This window comes from Arthrobacter sp. Leaf337, assembly GCF_001423745.1.
Taxonomy (GTDB): Bacteria; Actinomycetota; Actinomycetes; order Actinomycetales; family Micrococcaceae; genus Arthrobacter.
Genome location: NZ_LMPC01000002.1, coordinates 107,590 through 132,366, shown reverse-complemented (window position 1 = coordinate 132,366; position 24,777 = coordinate 107,590). Strand labels below are relative to the sequence as shown.

General features: G+C 65.3%; 28 protein-coding genes. 13 read left to right on the top strand and 15 right to left on the bottom strand.

Annotated features, from left to right (window positions below):
* Window positions 1-8: 8 nt before the first annotated feature.
* From ASF98_RS03635 to ASF98_RS03605, 7 genes are all read right to left on the bottom strand, one after another.
* Window positions 9-1,256 (bottom strand): amidohydrolase, encoded by a 1,248-nt coding sequence (locus tag ASF98_RS03635; RefSeq protein ID WP_055797564.1) that lies wholly within the window; start codon window positions 1,254-1,256, stop codon window positions 9-11.
* Window positions 1,257-1,270: 14 nt separating this feature from the next.
* Window positions 1,271-2,035 carry a hypothetical protein gene (locus tag ASF98_RS03630; protein ID WP_055797561.1) on the bottom strand — a complete coding sequence of 255 codons (765 nt, stop codon included), beginning with the start codon at window positions 2,033-2,035 and terminating at the stop codon, window positions 1,271-1,273.
* A 22-nt stretch (window positions 2,036-2,057) separates the two neighbouring features.
* Window positions 2,058-2,795: a DUF5058 family protein gene (locus tag ASF98_RS03625; protein ID WP_055797558.1), complete on the bottom strand. Its 738-nt coding sequence runs from the start codon at window positions 2,793-2,795 to the stop codon at window positions 2,058-2,060.
* 246 nt (window positions 2,796-3,041) lie between these two features.
* Window positions 3,042-3,473 carry a DUF3592 domain-containing protein gene (locus ASF98_RS03620; protein WP_055797555.1) on the bottom strand — a complete coding sequence of 144 codons (432 nt, stop codon included), beginning with the start codon at window positions 3,471-3,473 and terminating at the stop codon, window positions 3,042-3,044.
* 2 nt (window positions 3,474-3,475) lie between these two features.
* Entirely contained in the window at window positions 3,476-3,907 is a 432-nt protein-coding gene (locus ASF98_RS03615; protein WP_055797552.1) for a DUF3592 domain-containing protein, read from the bottom strand.
* Between the two features lie 115 nt (window positions 3,908-4,022).
* Entirely contained in the window at window positions 4,023-5,042 is a 1,020-nt protein-coding gene (locus ASF98_RS03610; RefSeq protein ID WP_055797551.1) for a sugar phosphate isomerase/epimerase family protein, read from the bottom strand.
* On the bottom strand, window positions 5,039-6,217 hold the full coding sequence (locus tag ASF98_RS03605) for a Gfo/Idh/MocA family protein (protein ID WP_156372272.1): 1,179 nt from the start codon (window positions 6,215-6,217) through the stop codon (window positions 5,039-5,041). The genes ASF98_RS03610 and ASF98_RS03605 overlap by 4 nt, the downstream gene beginning before the upstream one ends.
* A 153-nt stretch (window positions 6,218-6,370) precedes the next feature.
* Between ASF98_RS03605 and ASF98_RS03600 the strand changes: the two genes are divergently transcribed.
* The gene (locus ASF98_RS03600; RefSeq protein WP_055797548.1) at window positions 6,371-7,384 is read left to right on the top strand and encodes a LacI family DNA-binding transcriptional regulator; all 1,014 of its coding nucleotides are present in this window, start codon (window positions 6,371-6,373) and stop codon (window positions 7,382-7,384) included.
* 49 nt (window positions 7,385-7,433) lie between these two features.
* Window positions 7,434-7,769: a hypothetical protein gene (locus tag ASF98_RS03595; RefSeq protein WP_055797544.1), complete on the top strand. Its 336-nt coding sequence runs from the start codon at window positions 7,434-7,436 to the stop codon at window positions 7,767-7,769.
* A gap of 19 nt (window positions 7,770-7,788) precedes the next feature.
* Here ASF98_RS03595 and ASF98_RS03590 read toward each other — a convergent pair whose 3' ends face one another.
* Both ASF98_RS03590 and ASF98_RS03585 read right to left on the bottom strand, forming a co-directional pair.
* On the bottom strand, window positions 7,789-8,112 hold the full coding sequence (locus ASF98_RS03590; RefSeq protein ID WP_235505598.1) for a hypothetical protein: 324 nt from the start codon (window positions 8,110-8,112) through the stop codon (window positions 7,789-7,791).
* Window positions 8,113-8,140: 28 nt separating this feature from the next.
* Window positions 8,141-8,929, bottom strand: coding sequence for a LysR family transcriptional regulator substrate-binding protein (locus ASF98_RS03585; RefSeq protein WP_235505597.1), 789 nt, complete (start codon window positions 8,927-8,929; stop codon window positions 8,141-8,143).
* Between the two features lie 78 nt (window positions 8,930-9,007).
* Between ASF98_RS03585 and ASF98_RS03580 the strand changes: the two genes are divergently transcribed.
* On the top strand, window positions 9,008-9,412 hold the full coding sequence (locus tag ASF98_RS03580) for a DUF5997 family protein (protein WP_028272288.1): 405 nt from the start codon (window positions 9,008-9,010) through the stop codon (window positions 9,410-9,412).
* Window positions 9,413-9,444: 32 nt separating this feature from the next.
* On the opposite strand, the gene ASF98_RS24645 is transcribed toward ASF98_RS03580, so the two are convergent.
* On the bottom strand, window positions 9,445-9,924 hold the full coding sequence (locus ASF98_RS24645; protein WP_235505596.1) for a hypothetical protein: 480 nt from the start codon (window positions 9,922-9,924) through the stop codon (window positions 9,445-9,447).
* 145 nt (window positions 9,925-10,069) lie between these two features.
* On the opposite strand from ASF98_RS24645, the gene ASF98_RS03570 reads away from it, so the two are divergent.
* The gene (locus ASF98_RS03570) at window positions 10,070-10,741 is read left to right on the top strand and encodes a thymidylate kinase (RefSeq protein ID WP_326949178.1); all 672 of its coding nucleotides are present in this window, start codon (window positions 10,070-10,072) and stop codon (window positions 10,739-10,741) included.
* Here the strand turns inward: ASF98_RS03570 and ASF98_RS03565 are convergent.
* Entirely contained in the window at window positions 10,710-11,525 is an 816-nt protein-coding gene (locus ASF98_RS03565; protein ID WP_156372271.1) for a hypothetical protein, read from the bottom strand. The genes ASF98_RS03570 and ASF98_RS03565 overlap by 32 nt on opposite strands.
* 482 nt (window positions 11,526-12,007) lie before the next feature.
* Between ASF98_RS03565 and ASF98_RS03560 the strand changes: the two genes are divergently transcribed.
* The 6 genes from ASF98_RS03560 to ASF98_RS03535 all read left to right on the top strand — a co-directional run bounded on the left by ASF98_RS03560 (window position 12,008) and on the right by ASF98_RS03535 (window position 19,558).
* Window positions 12,008-13,285, top strand: coding sequence for an ABC transporter substrate-binding protein (locus ASF98_RS03560; RefSeq protein ID WP_055797535.1), 1,278 nt, complete (start codon window positions 12,008-12,010; stop codon window positions 13,283-13,285).
* A gap of 66 nt (window positions 13,286-13,351) precedes the next feature.
* A complete protein-coding gene (locus tag ASF98_RS03555; protein ID WP_055797534.1) occupies window positions 13,352-14,239 on the top strand; it encodes a carbohydrate ABC transporter permease in 888 nt (295 codons plus the stop codon).
* Window positions 14,239-15,243, top strand: a complete 1,005-nt coding sequence (locus tag ASF98_RS03550) for a carbohydrate ABC transporter permease (protein ID WP_442854025.1) — start codon at window positions 14,239-14,241, stop codon at window positions 15,241-15,243. The genes ASF98_RS03555 and ASF98_RS03550 overlap by 1 nt, the downstream gene beginning before the upstream one ends.
* 27 nt (window positions 15,244-15,270) lie before the next feature.
* A complete protein-coding gene (locus ASF98_RS03545; RefSeq protein WP_055797531.1) occupies window positions 15,271-16,638 on the top strand; it encodes a NosD domain-containing protein in 1,368 nt (455 codons plus the stop codon).
* A 106-nt stretch (window positions 16,639-16,744) separates the two neighbouring features.
* Window positions 16,745-17,785 carry a LacI family DNA-binding transcriptional regulator gene (locus tag ASF98_RS03540; RefSeq protein WP_055797528.1) on the top strand — a complete coding sequence of 347 codons (1,041 nt, stop codon included), beginning with the start codon at window positions 16,745-16,747 and terminating at the stop codon, window positions 17,783-17,785.
* Between the two features lie 93 nt (window positions 17,786-17,878).
* On the top strand, window positions 17,879-19,558 hold the full coding sequence (locus ASF98_RS03535; protein WP_235505595.1) for a glycoside hydrolase family 32 protein: 1,680 nt from the start codon (window positions 17,879-17,881) through the stop codon (window positions 19,556-19,558).
* Window positions 19,559-19,690: 132 nt separating this feature from the next.
* Here ASF98_RS03535 and ASF98_RS03530 read toward each other — a convergent pair whose 3' ends face one another.
* The gene (locus ASF98_RS03530; protein WP_051629032.1) at window positions 19,691-19,870 is read right to left on the bottom strand and encodes a PspC domain-containing protein; all 180 of its coding nucleotides are present in this window, start codon (window positions 19,868-19,870) and stop codon (window positions 19,691-19,693) included.
* A gap of 71 nt (window positions 19,871-19,941) precedes the next feature.
* Window positions 19,942-20,331 carry a VOC family protein gene (locus ASF98_RS03525; RefSeq protein ID WP_055797525.1) on the bottom strand — a complete coding sequence of 130 codons (390 nt, stop codon included), beginning with the start codon at window positions 20,329-20,331 and terminating at the stop codon, window positions 19,942-19,944.
* Window positions 20,332-20,497: 166 nt separating this feature from the next.
* Here ASF98_RS03525 and ASF98_RS03520 point away from each other — a divergent pair, with 166 nt between their 5' ends.
* A complete protein-coding gene (locus ASF98_RS03520; protein WP_156372270.1) occupies window positions 20,498-21,082 on the top strand; it encodes a hypothetical protein in 585 nt (194 codons plus the stop codon).
* 112 nt (window positions 21,083-21,194) lie between these two features.
* Window positions 21,195-21,815: a DUF6919 domain-containing protein gene (locus ASF98_RS03515; protein WP_055797519.1), complete on the top strand. Its 621-nt coding sequence runs from the start codon at window positions 21,195-21,197 to the stop codon at window positions 21,813-21,815.
* Between the two features lie 22 nt (window positions 21,816-21,837).
* Here ASF98_RS03515 and ASF98_RS03510 read toward each other — a convergent pair whose 3' ends face one another.
* Both ASF98_RS03510 and ASF98_RS03505 read right to left on the bottom strand, forming a co-directional pair.
* A complete protein-coding gene (locus ASF98_RS03510) occupies window positions 21,838-22,320 on the bottom strand; it encodes a pyridoxamine 5'-phosphate oxidase family protein (protein WP_055797518.1) in 483 nt (160 codons plus the stop codon).
* 113 nt (window positions 22,321-22,433) lie between these two features.
* Window positions 22,434-23,819: a flavin monoamine oxidase family protein gene (locus tag ASF98_RS03505; protein ID WP_055797515.1), complete on the bottom strand. Its 1,386-nt coding sequence runs from the start codon at window positions 23,817-23,819 to the stop codon at window positions 22,434-22,436.
* A gap of 108 nt (window positions 23,820-23,927) precedes the next feature.
* Between ASF98_RS03505 and ASF98_RS03500 the strand changes: the two genes are divergently transcribed.
* Window positions 23,928-24,677 (top strand): TetR/AcrR family transcriptional regulator, encoded by a 750-nt coding sequence (locus ASF98_RS03500; protein ID WP_055797512.1) that lies wholly within the window; start codon window positions 23,928-23,930, stop codon window positions 24,675-24,677.
* Window positions 24,678-24,777 lie beyond the last annotated feature (100 nt).

Sequence of the window (24,777 nt, the reverse complement as noted above, 5' to 3'; positions counted from 1 at the left end):
CGGTCATGTCAGTTCCGGCCCAGATAGGCTAGCACTCCGGAGAGCGCGGCACCTGTTCCCCCGACGACGGCGGCGCGGGCGTCCGGCGCGAACTGCGGCGAGTGGTTCCCGGCGGGTGTTGCGCCGTCCTCGAAGAGCTCGGGATCGAAGGCGCCAAACGCCCAGAACACGCCCGGTACGCCGATCGCGTCGCTGAGCCATCCGGCGTCCTCGGACCCCATGCCGAGCGGTGAGTCGATCAGCGCATCAGCGCCGAAGTCCGCCGTGAACGCTGCCGTCACGCGGTCGGCGGACGCAGGATCGTTGTAGCAGCGGGGGAAGCTGTTCAGTTCGACGATGGTGGGTTCCGGCGCCGCCGAGGCCTCGGCTTCGGCCGAGATGATCCGCCGGATGGCGGCGAGCACGGTGGCGCGTGTGTCCTCATCAGGCGTCCGGACGTTGACCGAGAACTCGGCGGAGTCAGGAATGATGTTCTCCTTCAGGCCAGCATGGAAAGTTCCCACGGTGACTACCGCCGGCGTCGAGGGCGCCAGCTCGCGGGAGACGATGGTCTGCAGGCGAAGCACCATGGCGGCGGCGGCCACGATCGGGTCGATTGACTTCTCGGGCTGCGAGCCGTGGGCCTGCTTGCCGTGCACGGTGATCTTCCACGAATCTGCCAGGCTGGCCATGTGCCCGCCCCGGATCATGAGTTTTCCCTGGCTGACCGGCATGACGTGCTGGGCCAGCACCACGTCGGGCTTGGGTGCCCGGTCCCACAGGCCGTCGTCGATCATCGCTTTGGCGCCATAAGCCGTCTCTTCGCCCGGCTGGAAGATGAGCACCAGGGTTCCGGCCCACAGCTCGCTGCGGTCCGTGAGCAGCGACGCCAGCGCCAGCGCGGCGGCAATGTGCGTGTCGTGCCCGCAGCCGTGCATCACTGGAGCGACGGCCCCGTCCGGCAGGGTGCCGGTGGCCTCGCTGGCGTAGTCAAGGCCCGTCTGTTCAGCGATGGGCAGGCCGTCGGTGTCGGCTCGGAAACCGATGACCGGCCCGTCGCCGTTCTTCAGGATGCCAACCACGCCGGACCCGCCGCAGCGGAAGGATTCGATGCCCAGGCCGGCAAGGTGCTGTTCAATGTACTCCGCGGTCTCGAATTCCTGCGCCGAGAGTTCCGGGTGGGCATGCAGGTGCTTGTAGACGCCGACGTACTCCTCCACAAAGTCTTCGGGAACTTCGACGGCGGGGGTCAGGCGTACGCCTGTGGTGGTAGTCATTGCTGGCTTCCCTTTCAGTGGGTGGGTTCGGAAATTCGGGTGGCCTGCGCGCTTTCGCCGGCGGCCGGTTCTACCGGAGCCTGCGGGGCCTTGGAGCGTGCAAACCAAGAGGCTGCGATGGTGATGATGACAGCCAGGGCGGTGGCAAAGTACGTCAGCCCCGGAGCCAGCGGCACCACCACGAAAACGATGACGGCGGCCACAATGACAGCCACAATCGTGGTGCGGCGGCTCTTCATTGCCAGCACGCTCTGCAGCACCACGGCACCGAAAATCGCGGGCAGGATGTAGCTGCGGGCCGTGGCGATGAGCGGCGCGGGGAGCATTCCCACGAGCCAGGTGCCCAGCACGCCAACAAAGAGGATGAGCGTGGTGATGTGGACCAGTACCGCGCCGATGATGGCGCTGCCGGCGATGAGTTCCGCCCGGCGGGTGCCCGGCTTCTCCCCCAGATTGGCCTGCGCCACGATGGCCGCCGGCAACAGTTTGTTGGCAATGTTGCCGATCAGGAAGGCCTGGTACATGGCTGACCGTCCCAGGATGGGGAAGTAGGACACCGGCTCGATCACTGCGATGATGCCGAAGGTGGCCAGGACTGCCCCGACGGCGGTGACCAGCTCCAGGGGCGTCACCCCCATGCCTGCGCCGAAGGCGGCGTACAGGGCCGCGGCAAGGGAGATCAGCAGCCCGAGCCCCAGGGTGATGGGGCCCCAAATCGACGTGGTGCGGTCAAAGGCTGAAAACCGTGCGGATGTTTCGGTGGAAGTCGTGGTGGACATCAGTATGGCTCCTGTCGGGGTTTCAGGCTGCTGCGGTCATGAGGAAGGCGGCTGAGAGTGCCACGATGATGGACATTCCCAGTCCCCATTCGCGCAGCCACGGAAGCCGGAGCTTATGGGCAAGCAGGAGGCACACTCCCATTGCTGCCGCGGAGGCGAGCATGGTGACGAGGTGGACGGGAGACTTGAGTACTTCCTGGAAGGCGAGGGTGAAAAAAGCGCCCAGCAGCGCCGCCGTCGGGACAATGGCCATCACCGCGGGGTTCACCTTGCGGAGCTTGGCGTCGCCTTTGCTGAGGATGGGTGTCAGGATCAGCGCAGTCAGCATCCACGCGAGCCCGCCGATGGTCATGGCGGCGAAGGCGAGGGCGAAGATCTTCTGGGTGTACGTTGGTCCGCCCAGTTGCGCGCCCTGCGTGCCTGCCGAAATGCCGGCTGCCGCAACGTCGAAGGCAGCCGAGCCCACCAGGCCGATGCGTGTCAGGACCGCGGGGGTTCCGAACAGCGGGAGGAGGGATATGGCGATGAGGGCAACGGCAAGGGATGGGCCGATGGCCGCCACGGCACCGGAGCGGACAGAGCTGCTGACCTGTGCCGGCGTGAGGTCAGCGGCCGGTGCCGCTTTCCGGATGGCCTTGAAGTAGATCACCGACTGGAGGATGACGACGGCGAAAACGCCTACCGCGGACGCCCACAGGACGGGGTGGTGGATCAAAGGGGTGATGTCTGTGGAACCAGGATCGACAGCTGCGACAACCACGTTTACTCCTCTGGAAACTGAGGGGACACTCCTTGTCGGGTGTCCGAAATTAATACTTCATGAACTCCTTGTGCCTGTTTGTTTCATTTTTACAGCACGAGTTGTCCATAAGTACACAGTTTTCAGATTTCCGACAGATCACGAAAATGAAGCATTGGTGTAAATTTCCCCGTCATGGGGGAAGGCTGGCGGGCCGGAAGGGAGCCGCCTCGGCGAATTAAGGGGATAAGGGAGTACGCCGGAAGGCTAGAGAAACACCGCTGCGAACATTGCCGTTCCGCCGGCGCCGAAGATGGCGAGGATGAGGCCTACCGAGAGGCTGCCCCGGGAGATGACAAAGACGGGCCGCGTCGATTCGGCCGGGTTCGCCGGGTTGTAGAGCACCGGAATGCGGGTGCCGATGATTTCCTGGTCAGGGCCGTAGACGTCTGACTGGCCAAGCCACCTCAGGCCATGGGAATCCTGGAACTCGTAGGACGGGGCAAAGCGGTTCCGGCCGTTGCTCGCGGGGCCGTCTACGCCGCGCATGTTCCCGGTCACCAGTGCCTGCGCCGGCACCCAGCCGCGAAGCGCGTACCGCCGCCGGAATGACCCCGCCAGGGAAACCGCGATGACTATCAGGCCCGCCACCAGGAACAGCGCGGGCACGGCCAGGAACAGCGCCACTATGGAGTCCATGCTCAGCCCACCGGGAGGATGCTGATGAAGAGGAGCGCTCCCGCGGCAATCGCGGCGAAGGACGGGATCATGCAGCCGATCACCGTGCTGTCCTGAGATGAAACCTGGAACGACTGGTTGGGGTTGATGGGGTTATACATCACTTCCACCGGCGAACCCGGGGCGGGCGGGCTGGCGTAGGAGACCTCGGATTCGCCGGCAAACAGTGTCCCGTAAGGATCCGCAAACTGGTAGGTGGGGTAGAAGCGCCGGCTGCGGCTGCCGCCGCCTCCCCCATTGGTCCAACCGGCCACGCTTCCGGTGACGACAGCCTGGACCCGCGGCCAGCTGGCCGTGAGTTGTTCGCGGCGCTTGGTCTTGCGCCAAACGCGGACAATCGAAAAAATCACGCCGGCAACAAACAGCGCCCAAATGATGTACAGCGCGATCTTCACGTGTCCCCCCAGGTTCCAGTCACCAAGAAGTATGCCATCGCCCGGCGGCCTGTCGTTCAGGCGGCCGCCGGGCGATGGCATACGCGGTGCTGGCTTACACACACCGCAGGTGGGACTAGGACGTCAGGTGGAGCGACGACGTCAGTGCTGCGTCGGCGTCCCGCAGGACCTTGGCCGCCACTTGGAGGCCCTCGATCCGGCCCAGGGAGGTGTCCTCGTGCTCGATGTTGACCAGCATGTTGGGGTCCACCTCATACAGTGCGCGCAGGAACTCGGTCCAGTACGCGGTGTCGTGCCCGCGGCCGAGTGCCACGAAGTCCCAGGCGGAGTTCTTGGGCCACTCGTTGGCCCACTCGTCGCCGCCCAGGTTGGTGCGGTTTTCCTCCGGCGAGAGCCGGCGGAAGCTGTTGTCCAGGACGCCGTAGAGCGCGGCGTTTGCAGTGTTGACGCGGACATCCTTCGCGGCGGCCTGGAAGACCAGCGGACCGAGTTCGCGGACCACGGCTACCGGATCCATCTGCTGCCAGAACAGGTGCGAGGCATCCAGTTCGACGCCGACGTGGGTCGCGCCGGTGAGTTCAATGAGCTTGTGGACGTCAGCGGTGTTGAACACGATGTTCTGCGGGTGGAGTTCAAGGGCCACCTTGACGCCGTGGTCGGCGGCGAGGCGGTCGGTTTCCTTCCAGAAATCGGCCGCGATGCCCCACTGGTAATCGAGCACGTCCAAGGCGGCCGAGTTCCAGGCGTTGACCACCCAGTTGACCGTGGTGGCTCCCGGCTCGCCGCCGGGCAGGCCGGACATGGTCACCACGCGGTCCTGTCCCAGCCGGCTTGCCAGCCGGATGGAGCGGCGGATGTCCTCGGCGTGCTTCTCCCCGATTTCCCGCTTGGGGTGCAGCGGGTTGCCGTTGCAGTTCAGCCCGGCAATCGAGACGCCGGTCCCCTCGAAGATCGCCAGGTAGTCGTCGCGGGCCGCGTCGCTTTCCAGTATCTGGTCCATGGAGGGAACGTGGACGGCCGGAAGGAACCCGCCCGTGTTGATCTCGATGCCCGTCAGGCCGAGGTCGGCAATGACTTTCAGGGCCTCGGGAAGCGGCCGGTCGTGCAGGATCGCGTTGTAGACGCCGAGTTTCATAGCGTGACCTTCTGTCCGTTGTTGAGCGCGGATTCGGCAACGGCGCCGAGCAGTTCCATGTTGCGGACGCCCTCATCGAAGGTGGCGCAGCGGGGCAGCGACTCGGCTTCACTGAGGCCGGCCACCTCCTCGAGGAACGCACGGGCCTGGTAGCCGAACGCGTCGTTCTGGCCGAAGCCGACTTCGGGGGCGTCCATGGCGAGCCCGCCGGCGATGTAGGGGTGGCCGGGGCCGAGGATCACCTGGCGGTAACCGTTCTCGTTGCCTGATCCGTCGTTGAGGAACAGCTGGATTTCGGCGGGCCGGCGCTGGTCGAACTTGGCGGCTCCGTTCTCGCAGAACACTTCGAAGTTGAGGCTGTTGGCGTGGCCGGCGGCCACACGGGAGACCTCGAAGCTGCCTGCGCCGTTTTCGAACTCCGCGGAGAAAGCGGCGTAGTCGTCGTTCTCCACCGCTTCGAAGGTGTCACTGACCGCAACGTGGTCGTGCCCCATAACGGCCGCGAGCGGCAGGGGCCGCTTGTCGATCACGGTGCTGAGGCGGCCTCCGCTGATGGACTTGATGTCGCCGCAGAGGAACTCGGAGACGTACGCCAGGTGGCTGCCGACGTCGGCCAGCGCACCGGAGCCGGGGCCGCCCTTGTAACGCCAGCTCATGGGAGCCGAGGGGCTGAATCCGTAGTCGGTCCAGTAGCGGCCACTGAAGTGCAGCACCTTGCCCAGGACACCGGTCCGGATGAGGTCCCGGATGTAGGCGATGCCGGGAGTGCGGCGGAAGGTGAAGCCAATACGGGCAATCGAGCTCGCGTTGCGGGCCGCATCGGCCATGGCGCGTGCGTCCTCCAGCGAGTCGCTCAGCGGCTTTTCACACAGTACGTGCTTTCCGGCGGCGAGCAGGCCTTCCACCACTTCGCGGTGGAGGGAGTTGGCGATGACCACGCTGACGACGTCGATGTCATCGGCTTCAGCGATTGCCTGCCAGGAGGTGTCGTTGCGCTCGTAGCCAAAGCGGCGGGCGGCCAGCGAGCCGAATTCGGCGTTGACGTCGCCGATCGAGACCAGCCGGACCGGGGGAAGGACGGGGCTGTACAACGTAGAGGCGGTCCGGTAGGCAGCGGCGTGGGCCTTGCCGGCCATCCCTGCGCCAATAACGGCTACGCCGAGGCTTTCAGCCATTGATTTCTCCTTTGAAATGTGGGCAGGACGATCGCCTGTCCGGGAAAATTGTAGCGCTACAAAAATGTCCGCTGGAAAAAGCGTAGCTTTGTCTATATGTCCTGTCAATGATCGTGCGGCTATCCTCGATAACGAGACACGAAAGGCCCTGCCATGACGCTGAACGCCCCTCGGACCCGCCGGCCCACGATCTACGACGTCGCCAAGACCGCCGGCGTGTCGCCGTCGCTGGTGTCCCTGGTCCTGCAGAATCCTTCGCGGGTCAGCGACAAGCGCCGCGAGGCCGTGCTGGCAGCGATTGCGCAGCTCGGGTACCGGCCCAGCCGTGCCGCCACAGCCCTCGCGAGCAGCCAGACAAAGAGCATCGGGCTGGTGATCGACGACTTCCGGAACCCGTGGTTCGTCGATCTGTTGCGCGGCATGGAATCCGCGCTCTCGGTGCACGGCTACCAGGTCACGGTGGCGGACTCACAGCCCGGGCAGAACCGGATCAAGGAGGCGACCGACGGCTTGCTGGCCCTGCACGTTGCAGGCCTCGTGATCGCCGCGGAACCCAGCGAGTCAATGCTCTCCGGCACCTGGGTTCCCACGGTCGTCGCGGGCTGGCGGAAAGGTGTCCCGGCCGGCGCCGACCTCATCACGAACGACGACGACGGCGGGGGCCGCCTGGCAGCCAGCCATCTGTTGGAGCTCGGCCATACCCGGATCGGCCACCTCACTGGCTCGGACGGGGCGGCGGCACACCGGCGGGAGGGCTACCGGAGCCGGATGGTTGAGGCCGGCCTTGGGGTTCGGATTGCCGGGGAATCCGGGGGAACGTCGGAAGAGGACGGCTACGCGGCGGCCTGCTGGCTGCTGGACCACCACCCCGACACCACGGCCATTTTCACGGCCAACGACACCATGGCACTGGGCGCGCTGGCAGCAGCGAAAACGAGGGGCCTTTCCGTGCCGGAAGACCTGTCGGTGATCGGCTACGACAACTCGCCGCTGGCGAAATCGCGGTATCTGGACATCACCACCGTGGACAACCGCAGCGACGTGGTCGGGGCTGACTCCGCCCGCACGCTGCTGGCAAGGATCCAGGATCCCGCACTGGAACCCGAACGCAAGCTGATCGAACCCGTCCTGGTGGTCCGTGGCACCACGGCCCGCATTTCCGGCTGACAACCACCGGGCCGGACCTGCGCCCGGCACCCCTTGCTACGCTGGGACCATGAAATCCCGCCTCGCCGCCCTGTCCGTTGCCGCCCTCATCGTTGCACTGACCGGTTGCGGCCAGGTCCAGGAGGCAGCCGAAAAGGCCGTGAGCGACGGCGCCTCCCAGGTAGCCACCGCTGCCGCGGACCAAGTCAAGGGCCAGGTGTGCGCCCTCGTGGAAGACGGTCTGGTCAGCGTCAAGGACAAGGAACTCCTGGGCGGCCTCGTGGCTGGCGCTGAGACGGCGGGCGTGCCTTCCGAGATCACCACTCCGCTGCGCCAGATCGCGGCATCGGGCGATCAGGTTCCGGCGGAATCCGTCACTGCCCTCAAGGATGCCTGCACCGCCTAGCCTTAGCGGCAGGTGCGTATCACTGCACCGCCTGGACCTCGACCGTCTCAATGATCCGCGTGGACGGTTCACCGACCAGCACAGGAGCAGTCACTCCGGTCTTCCAGGTGTCGGTCTGCAACCGGGCCAGAAAGTCCACGGCCGCCTCCTGCGTGTCGAAGTCCAACTCCAGCATCACGTAGTCCTCCTGGTCGAGCGGACGCGAAATCCGGTAGGACCGCACCCCCGACGCCAAGCGGTCCAGCGGGTCACTGTCGAAGGCCTTCCGCCACATGGCGAAGTCCCGGACCTGGTGTTCAATCTGCAGGGTGATCATGAAGGCTGCTCCCGTCGAAGGTTCCACACGCCCAACCATAGGCCCGGAATGCCGTTCAGCGCTTGCCTTTTTTCCGTGAACCTTTGCCCCGGCCCTTGTCCGGATTAGGAGCGTAGCGCTGGGCCACTTTGGGCTTCTTGACGACGGTCCCCCGACGGTCAGGCTTCGGCTCCTTCTTGGGTGGCTCCACCTTCGCCGACGGCTGGCGGGAGCTCTGGGCGGTCCGGCCCCGGACAATGCCGATGAACTCCTCGATCACTTCACCCGTCGCCTGGTCCGCAGCGTCCGCCGCTGCCTCGCGGGTCGCCTCGTTGAGCCAGGCCAGCGCAATCTGGGTGGTGGGTGCGCCGGTGAGTTTCCGCGCCACCGTGTCCTTCACGTTGAAATGGCGGGCAACGGACATCGGAAGGATGGCAAGCCCCGCACCGGATGCCACCACCTGCAGGGCCGCTTCCGGGCCGCCGAGTTCCGCCACGTCCAGGAATGTTTCCGCGTCAAGGTCCGCCAAGGCCACTTCTTCAAAGACCGAAATCTCGTGCCCCTTGGGAGCAACCACCACTGGCTGCTCCTCATAGAGGGGGATCACGTTCAAGCCTTCGCGCTCCACCGGGAGCCGGACGAAGCTGAGGTCCGCGGAACCGTCACGCAGGACCGAAAGCTGTGTGCCGTCGTCGGACATGAAGGAGTGCAGCGGAACGTCCGGCATCCGTTCTTCCCACCGCCGGATCCACTTCCCCGGCGTCACGCCGGCAACGTAGGCGAAGCGCAGCTCCCGCGCTGCATCTTCGGCCGGGATGGCGGCGGTTTCGTCGGGGGTCTGGGGTGCTTCTTCTGCTGCGGACACATGTTCACAGTACCGCCCGGGCCGGTGCTGAGTTCAGTACCGGTGCCCACTCAGGCTCCGGCCGGATACCCTTGAAGCATGACCTCTGCAAACTCCCAGTCCATGAAGCCGGCCACCGTTGCCAAGAAGCTTGGCATCTACCTGCCCGCAACACCCCAGGAGTTCCAGGATTCGGTTATCACCCGCGCCGATTTCGCCGAGCTCCAGGCCAACCCGCCGGAGTGGCTGGCTGAACTCCGCCGCAACGGCCCGCACCCCCGCCCGGTGGTGGCACAGAAGCTGAACGTTTCCATCAGCGGCCTGGCCCGCGGCGGCGTCGAGGAAGCACTCACGACGGCGGAAATCACCGCGCTGCTCCAGGCTCCCCCGGCCTGGCTGGTCACCGAGCGCTCCACGCACGCCGCAGTCCGCGCCGAAGCACAGCGCGTCAAGGACGAGGCCGCCAAGAAGGACGCCAAGAAAGCCCGCGCCAAGGCGGAGTAGGCCCCTGGCCCCGCCTGAATTCCTAAGCTTGTTTAGCGGACGGGGCGAAGGTCGTCCGGGTCCTCGCGGTGGAACATGCGCCGCGGCGCGACGCCTTCGAACAGCACCCACACGGTGGAGGCGTCGTCGGTCATGGAGTCAACAATGCCCGACGCCGTGACCCGGTTGCCCCGCACAACCGCCACCTTGTCTCCGGGGCGCAGCTCCGACCAGTCGGTTTCCGGCCGTGCGGATCCGGCTGGCACGTTGTCGGCCTGATGTCCGTGCGGAACCTGCGGTTCCGCGCCGAACAGCCAGGCGGACACGTCACTTCGCAGCACAAGGTGGGGACCGCCCGTTGCACTCACGCTTCCCGTGGGCACATAGTAGCCCCGGCCCGCACCCACCCCGCCGGCCGCCCTGTCCAGTGCGTCAACAAGGCGCCTGGTGAGGTGCCCCTGCGGACCAATCTCCCGGAGCTCGTCGAGCTCTTCCGGAGTGAGCCGTCCCAGCACAGCAGCAATGTCGGCCATGGTGGATCCCTTCTAGCGAATGGTGCCTGAAGGACCACGCTAGAACCCCGCCATTAACGGCGCATGAAATCCGGACGGCGAACAACGAACAAGTTCTACGGGGACAATCCGGTCCGCCGCCTCGTTGAACTATTGACGCCACGCGCTGTACAGTCCGCCCCAACGAAACGAGCCACCCCTGCTGATTGTCCTCACCGGAATTGACGGTGCCGGAAAGACCACCGCTGCACGCGCAGCCGTTGACGCCGCCCGCCTGGCAGGCGGCCGCGCCCTGCTGCTGCGCAATCACGCCGGCCGCCGCAACATGACCCAGTGGTCCGAACGCTCCGGCGTTCCGCTTAGCCCCCGTCTGGCTGACGCACTGGAGACAGTGATCCGGACGGCCAACGTGCTGGTGTCGCACGCCCGGGCACGCAGGTTTTCCGGCCTGGTGGTCATGGACCGCCACCTCTACTGCCAGCTTGCCCTGCGCAGCGTCCGGGGGATCCGGCCCGGCCGGTTCATCCCCTGGCTGCTGCGGCGCCTCCCTGCGCCGGACCTGGTGATCCACTTCGACGTCGCTCCGCAGCGGGCACTGGAGCGCATCCTCCGGCGGGGTACGGACATCGAAACACTGGAGGAACTGACCGCGCTCAGTGAGGGCTACCGCGCCCTTCCGGACTTTCCGCGGTTTGTCCTGATCGACGCCGGCGCCACCCAGGACGAGGTCCTTGCCGAGCTCACCGACGCCATCCACGGCGCAGCCAGCGGCACAGCGGGCAATCCGGCCGGTGGAGCCGGACGGATCAGCGTGAAACAATCGACGTCACTGCGCTGACGAAGGGAGGCAGGGCCGCCACCGCTGCCAGGCCGAGGACCGCGCGCCCCGCCCAGTCAACGGCCCCTCCGCGACGGCCGGTCCCTGGCTTCCTGGCCACACGCGCCTCGCGGCCCGCACGCAGCCGCCGGGCCCGGATAACTGCAGCCGCCTGCGCCCACACCATCACCCCCAGTGCACCGGCGCCCAGCAACACGCCCGCAGGCACGAACAGCACGGCCGCCAGCAGCGGCAGGTAGTACTTCCAGTTCTGTCCGGAAGGAAGCGGAAGGCCTTGACTGAATGCCCCCGCCACAGCCGCCACCACGGCACCGTGCAGGATGGCCATTACGGAGAAGAGCACCGCGGACAGCCAGCCCGGACCCACAATGGAAAAGTCGATGTTGTCTGCGCGGAACGGTTCCACCGAGGCGCCGAAAACGAGAAGAATCAAAACGCCCAGCACCGGCCCTGCCCACCGGCCGGCAGGGAGCCACCGGTGTATGAGCACGTAAATGATGGCGGCGGCGAAGCCTGCCGGAAGTCCCGCGAAAAACAGCAGGGCAATACTGCCCTCAATGGTGGGAAAGCCCACATTGGCCTGGGCCTCGGTCAGGCGGCCCTGGGCTGACGCGGGCGAAGTGACGGCCAGCACCCGCATGACCAGCCTTCCGCCGGCCCACCCGACCAGCAGCCCCGATGCGACCCCGGCCACCGTGGCCACGTTGGCCCACCACCAGTACTTGCGCAGCGCCGAGACCTGGGCGTCCACCACAGCATCCCGTACGGGCGCTGACGAAGGCACCGGAAGATCCGCCGTTAAAGCCGCCGGCGCCGGCGGTCCACTTATGGAGCGTCCTCCCCAGACGATGACAATTGCCAAGGCAACCAACAGCAGGAACGTACAAACAACCACGATTGCCAGCGCCACGGGTCATCACCACCAAGATAAGGGTGGATTCATTGTGCTCCCATGGAGAACGGATGGACACAGCCCATTACTACTAGCCGCTTCCCTAAAACCCGGGTCCGCTTCCACCTCCCTCAACCGGTGGTGCAGCAATGAGGCGCCAAATCGATTCCTCACACAGCTGCCCCTGATGCTAGGCCTCGGGGCCAAGCCGGGTCAATACCCGCACAGCAGGAAAATGTGACCCTTGACACCTTCAAAACAACTCCTCTAAAGTCATGCCAAGTCGATTTGGCAAAACGGTTTTTCACAAGAGACTTAGTGTTCCGTCCCACCCCAACCGCACTTTCAGACCAATAGAAAGGGAGTCGACAGCGATGTCCTCTCGAATCAAGATCTCCAGGCTCGCCGCCGTCGGCGGATTGTCCATCGCGGTGCTTCTGGCATCCACCGCTTGCGGCGCCGGGGGACCGGCCACGTCCGGTAGCGCTGCCAGCTCCATCAACGTCCTGGTTGAAGCCGGCGGTCACGCAGAGCTGGCCGGCGTTGCCGAACAATGCAAGAAGGACACCGGACTCGACGTCAACTTCGTCGAGCTCCCGTATGACGGCCTGTTCAACAGGCTCTCCAGCGAATTCTCCTCCGGCACCGTGTCGTTCGATGTCGCCGCCCTGGACTCAGTCTGGCTGCCCAGTTTCAAGGATGCCGTCCAGCCCATCGACGAAATGTTCACCGACGAAGCCAAGAAGGACATCTTCCCCGCCCTGGTGAAAGAAGCCGAGGTGGACGGACACTTCATCGGCATGCCGGCGTGGACCAACGCCGAAATCATCCTCTACCGCAAGGACCTCTTCGAGGACACCAAGAACAAGTCGGACTTCCAGGCCAAGTACGGCTACGCCCTTGCCGCGCCCACCACGTGGAAGCAGTACCAGGACATTTCCGAGTTCTTCACCAAGGACGGCATGTACGGCACCGACGTCAAGGGCGCGGTGGAAACCGAATGGCTCGCCCACGTGCTGCAGGCGGGATCCGCCGCGGTCCTGGACGAAAACAACAACGTGATCATCGACAACGCCGCCCACAAAGAAGCCCTCGACTTCTACGTCAGCATGACCAAGTCGGCTCCCCCGGGCGCGGCACAGGTGGACTGGGCCGCTGCCCAGAACCTGTTCAACCAGGGCAAGACCGCCATGACCCGGTTCTGGGCCCACGCCTACCGGCAGATCCCCAAGGATGCCCCCGTTGCAGGCAAGGTGGGCACGGCGGCCATGATCAGCGGCTCCGCCGGCGTGGCGGGCGTCCCCGGCCCCTGGTACCTGAGCGTCCCGAAGGCCACCAAGAACACGGACAACGCCAAGAAGTTCGTGAAGTGCGCGTACGAGCACAACAGCATGGGAATCGAGTCCAGCCTGGGCCTCGCCTCCCGGATCTCGGCCTTCGAAAAGTACCAGGACCAGGCTGGCTACGAGAGCTTCAAGCCGCTCATCCAGACCCTCAACGGGAACGCAACGGCCACCCGCCCCGCCACCGAGAAGTGGCAGCAGATCGTGGACACCGTCCTCGTTCCCATGCTGCAAAAGGCAGTGGCCGGCGGGGACTCCGCAACCCTCCTGGCTGATGCCAAGAAGCAGATCCAGGCACTCCTCAAGTAAGACTCCGCGGCCGGCACCTGATGCCATTGGTGCCGGCCGCGGCCCCAACCAACAGAAGAGAAAACCGTGCGTATCTCCGATCGCCGCTTCGCCCTGTACCTCATGGCTCCGGCGGGCCTGTTCCTCGCAGTATTCGTGGCCTACCCGCTGTTCCGGCTCGTCGCGGACAGCTTCTTCAAGATCTCACCCATGGCCGGCGGCCCCCGCGACTTCGTGGGCCTGGACAACTACGTCCGGGCATTCACCTCCGAGGCATTCATGGGAGCAGGCTGGCGCACGCTGGCCTACACCTTGGTGGTGGTCACCCTCGAATTCGCCCTCGGCCTGGGAATGGCCCTGCTGTTCACCACCCTGGGTCGCAAATCCGAGGTCTGGCGGACCGTGTTCCTCTACCCGCTGATGATCGCCCCGATCGTGGCAGGGCTCCTGTGGAAATTCCTAATGATCGACAACTTCGGCCTGATCGGCACGCTCCTGCACCAGGCCGGCATCCTGCAGAACCCCAACCAGATCGGCTGGCTCTCCAACCCGGACATCGTGCTGTTCTCCGTGGCCGTTCCCGACATCTGGCTCACCACGTCCTTTATGTGCCTGGTGCTGTTCGCCGGTCTCCAGAACATTCCGGGAGACCTGATAGAGGCCGCCCGCCTGGACGGCGCCAAGGCCCCCACGCTGCTGTTCCGGATCATCCTGCCCCTGCTGCGGCCGGTCATCGCCGTGGCGCTGGTAGTCCGCGGGATCGATGCCGCCAGGGCCTTCGACACCATCCTGATCCAGACCAACGGCGGCCCCCAGTCCGCCTCCGAAACCATGAGCCTGCTGATCTACCGCACCATGATCCGCTTCGGCGATCCCGGCCTGGCCAGCGCCATGGGCACCATCTACCTGCTGGCAATGCTCGGCGTCGCGTTCTTCGCGGTGGCCACCATCTGGCGGCCAGGAAAGGACAACTGATGAGCATCGCCGAAACGCGCCCCACCGGGGGAGGAACCACCGGCGGAAACTCCGCCGGTGAGTTGCCCCATCGTCCCCGGCACACCGGCGTCGTGCCTGCCGGCCCGAACAACGGCCAGGAGGCCCCGACGACGGCGGGCAACAACCGCCGCCGCCGGCACCACGCCGAAGGCCTCGAGGCCGGAAAGCGCAGCACCCGGACCCTGCTCTGGATCCTGCTGGCAGCAGCCATGGTGCTCTACGCCTTCCCTTTCCTCTACCTGCTGTTCACCTCCTTCAAGACCCCGATCGACACCATCGCGGTCCCGCCAACGATCCTGCCCCGGGAATGGACGCTGGAGAACTACACCAATGCCCTCGGTCGGAGCGGGGTGCTGGCGTCGTTCATCAACAGCGCACAGACCGCCATCATCAGCACACTCCTGTCGCTGGTGCTTGCCGTCCCGGCGGCCTACGGCATCACCCGGTACAAGACACCGAGTGGCAGGGTCTTCATCATGGCGGCCCTGGTCACCCGGATGGTGCCGCCGGTGGCCATCGGCATCCCGCTCGCCTCCATGATGGCGACGGCGGGACTTGCTGACACACCGATCGCACTGTCGATCGCGCACACCACCATCTCCCTGCCGCTGTCCATCTGGCTGATGTCCAGCTTCTTCGAAGCTGTACCTCAGGACCTGGAGGAGGCGGCAACGGTGGACGGCTGCAGCAGGCTGGGTGCATTGTGGCGGGTGGTCATCCCGGTGGTCTCCGGCGGCATCGCGGTCACCGCGATCTTCGCCTTCCTGGCCTCCTGGAACGAGTTCCTGTTCGCACTGCTGATGACGGCGATCCGCTCCCAGACAACCCCCGTGGTCATCGCGAATTTCCAGACCCAGTTCGGCCTCGACTGGGGATCCATGACGGCACTGGCCGCCGTCTACTCGATCCCGGTCATCCTCCTCACACTTCTCTTGCAGCGCAAGATCGTCGCCGGCATGACGCTCGGCGCCGTCAAGGGCTGAGCAACCACAACACAAAGGGAAGAACCTATGTCAAGCAACAACTACTACGACGTGACTACGTGGCCCGTCGGCAATCCGTCCGAGGACGTCGGTGAAGTAATCAACAGCATCATCGCTGACATCAAGGACCGGCAGACGGTCACTGATGCGAACGATGGAGGAAAGCCAGGCGCGGTGATCTACATTCCGCCCGGGGACTACCACCTTCGTACGCAGGTGGTGATCGACGTCAGCTTCCTCAGGATCCAGGGCTCGGGACACGGCTTTACGTCCTCGAGCATCCGGTTCAACGTTCCCGAAGACGAATGGCCCGACCTGCATGAGCTGTGGCCCGGAGGGAGCCGCATTCTCGTCGACATTCCCCTCGGCGGAGACGGAGAGGAATCCAAGGGAGCCGCCTTCTACGTTGAGCGAAGCGGGAGCCCGCGGATCAGCTCGGTCGAGTTCTCCAACTTCTGCATCGACGGGTTGCACTTCAACCCGGATGGCTCGGGAATGCATCCGGAGAACACCTACGTCAACGGCAAGACCGGTATCTACGTCGCGAACGAAAATGACTCATTCCGCGTAACCGGCATGGGCTTTGTCTACCTTGAGAACGCGCTCACCATCTACAACGCGGACGCGCTGTCCATTCACGACAACTTCATCGCTGAATGCGGAAGCTGCATCGAACTGCGCGGCTGGGGACAGGCATCAAAGATCACCGACAACCTGGTTGGAGCAGGCTTCAAGGGCCACTCGATCTACGCCGAGAACCATGGCGGGCTCCTGATAACCGCGAACAACGTCTTCCCCCGTGGTGCGAGCAGCGTCCATCTCGACGGCGTCACGCGTTCAAGCGTCACCAACAACCGTTTGCATTCGTTCTACCCCGGAATGGTGGTTCTCGCAGCGAATAGTTCGGAGAACCTCGTGGCCACGAATCACTTCCTGCGTGACCATGAGCCCTGGACTCCCTTCCTGGGAGTCGACAACGGACTGAACGACCTCAACGGACTGCTCTGTGTCAGCGGCAGCAACAACTCTGTCATCGGCAACCACTTCTCCGAGGTCATCGACGCAGAGAGCATCCGGCCGACGGGTGCGACGCCTGTCATCATCCGGCTGATGGCGGGGGTCGGCAACTTCGTCTCCAACAACCACGTGGTGGCGATGGACGTTCACACCAAGTCAAGTGACTCCTGCTTCTCGGCTCAGGTGGACGCACTGTTGACGACCGAGGCTTCGGACGGACTCGCCGTTACGGCCGTCATGGTCGATTCCGAATCAGCTCGGAATACGATCCTTGATTCCGGAAGTGACGCCCAAGTTATCGCCGATAGGGCTGTCAACGCCTTTAGGGCCACACCCGCGGTCGGCTTCCAGGCGGCACATGCACTTGTGGCCCGGTAACCCGCTCAGGCCCGCGAGACCCCCGGGCATCGCGGGCCCGAACACGGACTCCAGGACGAGTGAGCCGCACGTAGAATCAGCAACAACATAAGGACGTGGGAGACCAATGAACAAGTCAGTGGGAATCAAGGACGTAGCAGCCGCGGCAGGCGTATCCGTGACCACCGTCTCCCACGTCCTCAACGACGTTGCCTACGCGCGGGTGGGGGCTGAAACCCGAGAGCGTGTCCAGGAAGCCGCCCACCGGCTCGGGTACGGCCCTAACCGGCTGGCCCAGGCGCTGCGCACCCAGCGCTCCGGGATGATCGGGTTCATCAGCGAGGAAATCGCCACCACTCCGCACGCCGGCCGGATCATCCTCGGTGCCGAGGAAACAGCGCGGGCCCGCGGGTACCGCATCATGATCATCAACTCCACCAGCACCAGCTCCCAGGATTCCAAGGAAAGCCAAGTGGCGGATCTGCTGGACCGGCAGGTGGACGGCATCCTGTATGCCACGATGTATCACCGCAAGCTGGCTGTCCCCAGGAATCTGGCCGGATTACCGGCAGTCCTGGTGGACTCCGAAGACATCAGCAACACTGTTTCCTCCGTCATCCCCGACGAAGTGCGCGGCGCAAGGTCGGCCGTGCAGACCCTGATCGACGCCGGGCACACCCGGATCGGCATGCTCAACAACACCGACGATGTGCCGGCAACTCACTCCCGGCTCAGGGCCTTCAAGGAAACGCTGGCAGATGCCGGGCTGCCGTTCCACGAAGAACTGGTCCAGTCCGAGCATTCGGAGGTCAGTGGCGGCTACCAGGCGGCGCTGCGTCTCCTGAAACCTCAGAGCAGGCCAACGGCCGTCTTCTGCTACAACGACCGCATGGCCATGGGGGCGTACCGGGCCGCCAGCGAACTGGGCCTCAGGATTCCGGACGAGCTATCGGTGGTTGGCTTCGACAATCAGGAACTCATCGCCGAAAACCTCCACCCGGCCCTCACCACGGTGGCGCTCCCCCACTACGAGATGGGCGCCTGGGCCACGGAAAACCTCATCGACGCCATTGAGGGCAAAACCGACCTGGCGCTGTTCGCTGCCCACCCCACCGTCCTGGAATGCCCGCTGGTTGTGCGGGACTCGGTTGCGGCACCGGCCGCATAAGCCCCGCCAGCCGGACCCTCCAACGACGCCCTGCCTACTCCCGAGGACGAACATGACGCACACCTGCCCTGCTCCCGCCTGCCCGGAGCTCCCGTGACTGAGATCCGCACGCTTCCGCACGAGGTCGCCACCGACGGCACTCCAGACTGCCGCCCGGTCCTGCACTACACCGCGGCTGACACGTGGCTCAACGATCCCAACGGACTAGTTTACGACGACGGCACGTACCACCTCTTCTACCAGAACAACCCCTTCGCGAACGTCTGGGGAAACATGTCCTGGGGCCACGCGACGTCCACGGACCTTCTCGCCTGGACCGAGCACCCGGTAGCCATTCCCTGCGACGACCTCGAGGATGTCTTCTCGGGCAGCGTCGTGGTGGACCACCTGAACACCTCCGGTCTGGGGTCGGCGCACTCCCCGCCCTGGGTGGCCATTTACACCAGTGCCTTCAAGGATGCGTCCCCGCACAGCGGAACGCAGGCACAGTCGCTCGCCTTCAGCACCGACTCGGGGATGACCTGGACCAAGTTCGGGACCACTCCCGTGCTGACAAGGGACTCGGCCAACTTCCGCGACCCGAAAGTCTTTTGGTACTCCGGCCCTGGCGACTCCGGCCCTGGCGTTGCCGACCCGGACGGCGGCTACTGGGTGATGGTGGCAGTGGAGGCCCAGGCCCGCCAGGTCCTGTTCTACCGTTCACCCAACCTGCGCGAGTGGGAACTGCTCAGCGAATTCGGGCCCGCCAACGCGATCGGCGGCGAATGGGAGTGCCCGGACCTGTTTCCGCTTCCCCTGGACGGCGACCCGGAGAAGACCAAGTGGGTCCTGACCGTGAACACCAACCCCGGCGCGGTGGCTGGCGGCTCCGGCGGTCAGTACTTCATCGGCGACTTCGACGGCGCCCGCTTCATCCCGGATGTCTCCCCTGCCGTCAACGCGGCCCGATCTCAGTCCGGCACGGCGGCAGAACCGCCGGCTTTTGAAGCCCGCCAGTCCGCAGAGCTGCTGAAGACCTTCCAATGGCTTGACTGGGGCCGTGACTACTACGCGGCCGTGTCCTTCTCCAACGCCCCGGACAACCGCAGGATCATGATCGGCTGGATGAACAACTGGGACTACGCCAACCACATTCCCACGTGGCCGTGGCGTTCACCCATGTCCCTGGCCAGGGAGGTCAGCCTGGCCACAGTTAGCGGACGGCCGGCGCTGATCCAGAATCCTGTTCTTCCGGCCACGGCGCTCCCCGCGCCGTTTTTTGAGCTTTCCGAACCGGCGGGAATCACCAACAGCGCCCTCGACATTCCTGCGGGGCGAAGCGACGCCGCCCTCATCATCCGGGCGGAATTCGAGTCGGTCACAGCCGAGCGGTTCGGCTTCGTCCTCGGCGCAGGAGCGGCCGGCCACGACGGCGGCGGAACGGAAATCTACTATGAAGCCTCAACCGGCGAACTGGTGGTTGACAGGACGCGTTCCGGGAACACGGACTTCCACCCGCTCTTCGCTTCAGTGGACAGGTGCCCCGTCGCGCTGCGGGACGGCTCCCTCAAACTGGAGATCGTGGTGGACCTCTGCTCCGTTGAGGTGTTTGCCCAGGGCGGCCAAGCCTGCATCACGGACCTGGTCTTCCCGGCGGGCAGTGGTTCGCCGGCCGCGGCCGGTCAGCAAGCCACGTTCGGTCAGCTGTCCGTGTTCGCGCAAGGGGGCACGGCCACAGTGCGGAGGCTGGTCGTCATGGCGGTTACCGCCGCTGCAGTAGGGGGCGGTTTCTAGGCACGGTCGCAACAGCCCTGGATCCGGGCCGCGCTGGAGATCTTTCCGGCAAAGACGCTTGCGCGGTTCATGTTCCTCTGACCCGCGCGCACAGGACTGGCCATCCGAAGGTGCCGCCTTCAGATCAGGCAGTCACTCCTTGGGCATAATGATCCACAGCGCGATGTAGACCAATTCGCCCACGCCAAACAAGCCGAACAGTACAAAGCCAATGCGGACGAGGGCTGTTGACACACCGAACCTGGCTGCGAGCCCGGCGCAGACGCCGGCGATCATTTTGCCATTCCTGGGCCGAACCAATGCTGCTGTCATGCGGCCACAGTACCAGCCGGTGCCTTGGTGGAGTCCAGAGTCCTTTAGCCCCTAGTCCTGCTGCAAAAGGTCTAGTCCTGGTGCAGCTGGACGAAGTTTCCGCAGCCATCGTCCAGCACCACCGAGGTTCCGGTGGGGCCCTCCGCCGGTTCGTCCTGGAAGATGACGCCGAGGGCCGCGAGTCGCTTATGCTCGGCCCGCACGTCCGGAACGCCGAACACGATCGCCGGCATCCCGGCGTCGTGCAGGGCGTTCATGTAGTTCGCGCCGATGGGGTTGTCGCTGGGCTCCAGCAGGAGTCCTACTGACCCCGAACTGCCCCCGGCGGAGCCTGGATCCTTCACGATGTAGAGGTTGTATTCGGGCATGGCCATGAGCGTTTCAAAACCCAGTGTCTCCGTGTAGAACTGGTGGGCCGCGGCCGGATCCTTGACGTGGATGCTGCACATTTTTAGTCGCATGGTGCCTAGGCTACCGGTGCCCCGCCTCGCTCGGAACGGGGCCGGCCCGCAACGCCGGGCGCACCACCCGTCAGGAAGTCCTGCCCATTGACGGCCGGCTTTGCCGGGATTCCAATGGAAGTAGCGGAGCCACCCAGCCCGGGCAGGTTCTGTTGGAGGTGGAACGGTGTCTGTCATAACGGAGTCGGTCCCCATGGGGCCCCTGCAGCTGGCGGTCTGCGCCGCCGTCGTGGTGTGCGGCGTGGCCGGCGCCGTATTTTCGGCGCGATATCACGCCAGGCGTGACGCCGGACAGCTAACGGACGCCGTCTTTTGGGACGGCTTCGCCGGCCTGGTGATTGTGTTCCCGGCCGTCCTGATACCTTCGCTCGCGTCCCCATGGCTGGGGTTCGCTGTAGGCACGCTCGCCGCCGCCACTGCCGCGGCCGCGTATGTGTGGAGTCCCTGCGTCATGGCCTGGCGGGACGCCCGGATCCACACGGGAACCGCCCGGGCGGAGATCGAAGCGGCAGCGGCCCGGCACCGGACCGTGCTGACCCGGTGGCAGCGCTACGAGCTTGATCCCGCCTGCTGCATCGACTACCCGGACATGACCGATGTGCGCCGTCCGGAAACGGCGGCCCTGATCAAGGCCATGAAGGAGGCCGAACGGCTCCGGGCGGCCGAGGCAGCCGGCTACGTTCCCGCCGTCGACCGGCTGGAACATGCCCTGGGCCGGGCGGAAGCCGCGGCGGGCGTGCCCTCCCGGTAAAGACTGGCGCCCTCGCAGGGAGCCGCGCTTTGGGTGAGTCCAGCCCCGCGGAAGTTAACTGGTGTGTCGGGACCATTGGAAAGGCCGGAACCGGCGGCGGTAGCATCCCATAATGGAGCCTTTAGTCACGGACACACGAGACCAGCACGGCAGGTTGCGATCGGACCGGGGAGTCTGGCGGCAGGCCACAACCCTCGCAGCGGCGGGCGAACTCACCGCGCGGTGGCTTGAATCCCACAGCGAATTCCAGCCGGGAACGTTTGCGCCCAGCTTCGATGAGGAAACCCGGCCCATCGCCGCCGAGCTGGCGGAAATCAACCGGAACGGCCTCTTCACCAAAGAATCCCAGCCCGGCATTCGCGCCGACGCCGGCCACGCCCAAAGACAACTCGCACAGAGGCAGTACGTGACCGGCTTCTGCAGCGCGGAGGCCGCCGCGGAACTCATGGCCCTGTCCACCAGGACCGAGCTCATCACCGTCGGCCATGCCCCCGGTGAAGTGAGCGCCGCGGCCATCCCGGTAACGTTCGACGGCGATGCTGTGGTCACCGTGCTCGGGTCCAGTGAGAACCCGGTGGACGAGGACCAGCTCCGCGACTGGTCGGACGAGACCAACGAAACGCTGGCCCTGCTCCTCGCCGATTCCTGGTACGTGGAAGTCCTGGATCCCGTGTGGGGCCGGAACGACGTGCTGCTCCCGGAGGTCCTTTCGGCCCTCCGGCAGCTGCCGTAGGAGTGCGGGGGGGCTGTAAGGACTACAGGTCCACTGTCCCGCTTTCGCCGACGCTCATGCGGCTGTGCGTCACCTTGGACTTGATCCACTGAAGCACCGTTGCCGCCCTGCCGCCGGGGCTGGTCCAGTACTCCGCCGAATCCGAGTCGACCCGCAGCAGCACCACTTCCGGAGTGTCCGGCCCGTCCGGGAACCAGGCTTCAACCACCTGGTTCCACATATCGTGGATCTTCTGCCTGTCCGTGACCACTTCCGCCGTGCCGGCCACCGAGACCCATTCGGTGTTCTTGCCGAAGGAGACGTTCACCCGCGGGTCGGCGCGCACGTGCGCTACCTGGGACGTTTCCGATGACGTGAAGAACCACATGTCGCCGTCGTCCTTGACTTCCTGGACAGCAAGCGGCCGACTGACCAGGGCGCCTTCTTCGTTGATGGTGGTCAGCATCCCGATATGGGAACCGTTGATGATCTCTGTGACTTTGCTGATGCTCTCAGTGTCAGACATGCACTCACCTCGTTCGTGTCCAACGGGGAAGATCCCCGCCAACCAAGAGTATTAGTAAGTTTGCTTACTTTCAACGGCTGGCGGGGACCTGTCCGGGCGGTTTGGCCGGGGCCCTACGCCGAAGCGCCCACCCTGGCGACGGCGGCAACCCGGGCGGCAGTCAGCTGGCCCATCCGGATGGCGCCGTCCACGTGCTGGTAACCCTCTGCCGCCAGGTCGGAGGAACTCCAGTAGATGGGGCCTACGGGCTGGTGCTGGTCCTTGCCGTACCGGTGCAGTCCGCCGAGGTCGTAGCTGGAGGCGTAGGCCCCGCGGGTCCATTCCTCCGAGCCCCAGTCGGATTCGTAGTACACCTCGGGCTCCAGGGCCTGATCCCCCAGGAAGGCCGCGATCGATTCCAGGATGGCGCGGCGGCGGTCTTCGGCACTGAGCTCGAAGACGGCGTCGGCCTTCTCGTCCGAGACGAAACCCACCAGCGTGCCGCGGGAATCCCCGTGGTTGGTGTTGTCGTACACCTCCTGCACCAGCGATCCGGCACTGAAGCAGGTGCCGGACAGCCCCTCGCCGCGCCAGAACGGCGTCTTGTAGACGGCGTGCACCTTGATGACCAGGCCCAGCGACTGGTGCTGGTGCATCTGGTGCTGGCGGCGGGGCAGCGGCGGGTTGAAGGAAACCCGCGAATACAGGTTCGGCGGCACCGCCATGATCACGTAGCGGGCATTGACCGTGGCCCGCTCCGACACCACGGTGACGCGCGGGCCGCCGTCGCGCTCTTCCGTCCAGTTAATGGTGCGCACCGGACTGTTAAGCACGACGTCGTCACCCAGTTCGCGTGCCTGCAGCAGCGAAACCTGCTGCATCCCTCCCACAACGCGCTTGTCCAGGATGAAGTCCTCATCCGTCAGGTGGCTGAAAGACCCCGCGGAGGCGGCCATCAGGACGGCCTGCAGCGCGGAGAATGCGTGCGCGGGCTTGGTGAGCATGCCACCGGCAATGAACAGGCCGATGTTGTTGCAGGCTTCCTCATCCGGCGAGTTCTGCCGGAGCCAGTGATGGAAGGAGACGGTGTCCAGCTGGCGCGCCTTGGGGTGGGCCCAGGGTTCGGAAGCGCCAATTTCCGCAGCAAGCCCGTCCAGCAGGCCGATCAGCTTGTCCATTTCGGCCGCCGTGGTGTCGCTGACCGGGAAGGAATCGCCGGTGTAGCGGGTCTTCCTGCCGTCGGCCCCCACATAGATGGATTCACCCTCGCGGTAGCGGGAGTACGTTTCCAGTCCCAGCTCGTCCAGGAGTTCCAGGAGTACCGTCTGGTCCGGCGAGACCCACTGGCCGCCGATTTCCAGCATGGCGCCGTCAATGGTGTCCGTCCAGGTGCGGCCGCCCACGCGGTCCCGCGCCTCCAGCACGGCGACAGTGAGGCCGGCCTTCTTCAGTTCACGGGCTGCGGTGAGACCCGAGGGGCCGGCGCCTACGACGACGACGTCGCGGTCAAGTTCCAGCATGATGTCCTCTCCGTGGCCGCTCGAGTGATGCGTACCACTAAATGAATGCCATTCATTTATTAAGACTATAGCGGTTCCAGCACCGCCACGGAAGTGGTCAATGGAATAATGCTGGGGACCCCGCCAGCAGAAAGGCCAGCGATGCCGGCAGCCGCCCGCCCGAACACCAAGCCCCCCGCGGTATCGCATGAAGCCGCGCCCCGCGCGGCCGCGACCCCGGCGAAGCGACGCGCGGGCAGGCCGGCCACAGCGGTGCTGGATCAGGCAGTGATTACCTCGGCAGCCCTGCGGCTGATCGGGAAGAGCGGCTACGACGGCCTCACTATGGCTGCGCTGGCCCGCTCGCTGGATGTGGCGCCGTCGGCCCTGTACAACCATGTGGCATCCAAACGCGACGTGCTGGTCCTAGTGGAGGACCACCTCGCCGCCCTGGTGGACGTATCCGCTTTCGGTGCTGAACCGTGGGACGAAGCCGTGCGGCGGTGGGCCTGGAGCTACCGGGACGTCTTCTCCAAGCACACCCCGTTGATCCCGGTGATCGCGGTCCTGCCCGTCACGGATGCGCCGCAGACCCTGGCCATGTACGAGGCCGTCAGCCAAGGACTGCGGGAGGCCGGCTTCCCGGAGGAACGCATCATCTCCTCGATCGTGGCGCTGGAGTCCTTCATTTTCGGCTCGGCCTTCGATGTCACAGCCCCCGCGGACATCTTCGATCCGGGCAGCATGGCCGAATCCACGCCCAGTTTCACGGCCGCAGTGCGCAGCCTTGCCGACCAAGGCCACGAAAAGCCTGCCGACGTCGCCTTTGGCCTCGGTCTCGAGGCGTTGATTTCGGGTCTGGGGGCCTTGCGGCGCTAGCCGGTCCGCGGCGGAAGCCGGACTGCGGTCAACCTGCCGGACGCGCGGAAAGGGGCGGCCGCGGCCCTGTGAAGGTCTCGCGTACCGCCCCCTGGATGGA

Excerpts from the sequence above, each read along its gene's own strand:
- ASF98_RS03635 (WP_055797564.1), bottom strand. The coding sequence starts at position 1,256 with ATGACTACCACCACAGGCGTACGCCTGACCCCCGCCGTCGAAGTTCCC.
- ASF98_RS03630 (WP_055797561.1), bottom strand. The coding sequence starts at position 2,035 with ATGTCCACCACGACTTCCACCGAAACATCCGCACGGTTTTCAGCCTTT.
- ASF98_RS03620 (WP_055797555.1), bottom strand. The coding sequence starts at position 3,473 with ATGGACTCCATAGTGGCGCTGTTCCTGGCCGTGCCCGCGCTGTTCCTG.
- ASF98_RS03610 (WP_055797551.1), bottom strand. The coding sequence starts at position 5,042 with ATGAAACTCGGCGTCTACAACGCGATCCTGCACGACCGGCCGCTTCCC.
- ASF98_RS03605 (WP_156372272.1), bottom strand. The coding sequence starts at position 6,217 with ATGGCTGAAAGCCTCGGCGTAGCCGTTATTGGCGCAGGGATGGCCGGC.
- ASF98_RS03600 (WP_055797548.1), top strand. The coding sequence starts at position 6,371 with ATGACGCTGAACGCCCCTCGGACCCGCCGGCCCACGATCTACGACGTC.
- ASF98_RS03595 (WP_055797544.1), top strand. The coding sequence starts at position 7,434 with ATGAAATCCCGCCTCGCCGCCCTGTCCGTTGCCGCCCTCATCGTTGCA.
- ASF98_RS03580 (WP_028272288.1), top strand. The coding sequence starts at position 9,008 with ATGACCTCTGCAAACTCCCAGTCCATGAAGCCGGCCACCGTTGCCAAG.
- ASF98_RS24645 (WP_235505596.1), bottom strand. The coding sequence starts at position 9,924 with ATGGCCGACATTGCTGCTGTGCTGGGACGGCTCACTCCGGAAGAGCTC.
- ASF98_RS03560 (WP_055797535.1), top strand. The coding sequence starts at position 12,008 with ATGTCCTCTCGAATCAAGATCTCCAGGCTCGCCGCCGTCGGCGGATTG.
- ASF98_RS03550 (WP_442854025.1), top strand. The coding sequence starts at position 14,239 with ATGAGCATCGCCGAAACGCGCCCCACCGGGGGAGGAACCACCGGCGGA.
- ASF98_RS03545 (WP_055797531.1), top strand. The coding sequence starts at position 15,271 with ATGTCAAGCAACAACTACTACGACGTGACTACGTGGCCCGTCGGCAAT.
- ASF98_RS03540 (WP_055797528.1), top strand. The coding sequence starts at position 16,745 with ATGAACAAGTCAGTGGGAATCAAGGACGTAGCAGCCGCGGCAGGCGTA.
- ASF98_RS03530 (WP_051629032.1), bottom strand. The coding sequence starts at position 19,870 with ATGACAGCAGCATTGGTTCGGCCCAGGAATGGCAAAATGATCGCCGGC.
- ASF98_RS03525 (WP_055797525.1), bottom strand. The coding sequence starts at position 20,331 with ATGCGACTAAAAATGTGCAGCATCCACGTCAAGGATCCGGCCGCGGCC.
- ASF98_RS03515 (WP_055797519.1), top strand. The coding sequence starts at position 21,195 with ATGGAGCCTTTAGTCACGGACACACGAGACCAGCACGGCAGGTTGCGA.
- ASF98_RS03510 (WP_055797518.1), bottom strand. The coding sequence starts at position 22,320 with ATGTCTGACACTGAGAGCATCAGCAAAGTCACAGAGATCATCAACGGT.
- ASF98_RS03505 (WP_055797515.1), bottom strand. The coding sequence starts at position 23,819 with ATGCTGGAACTTGACCGCGACGTCGTCGTCGTAGGCGCCGGCCCCTCG.
- ASF98_RS03500 (WP_055797512.1), top strand. The coding sequence starts at position 23,928 with ATGCTGGGGACCCCGCCAGCAGAAAGGCCAGCGATGCCGGCAGCCGCC.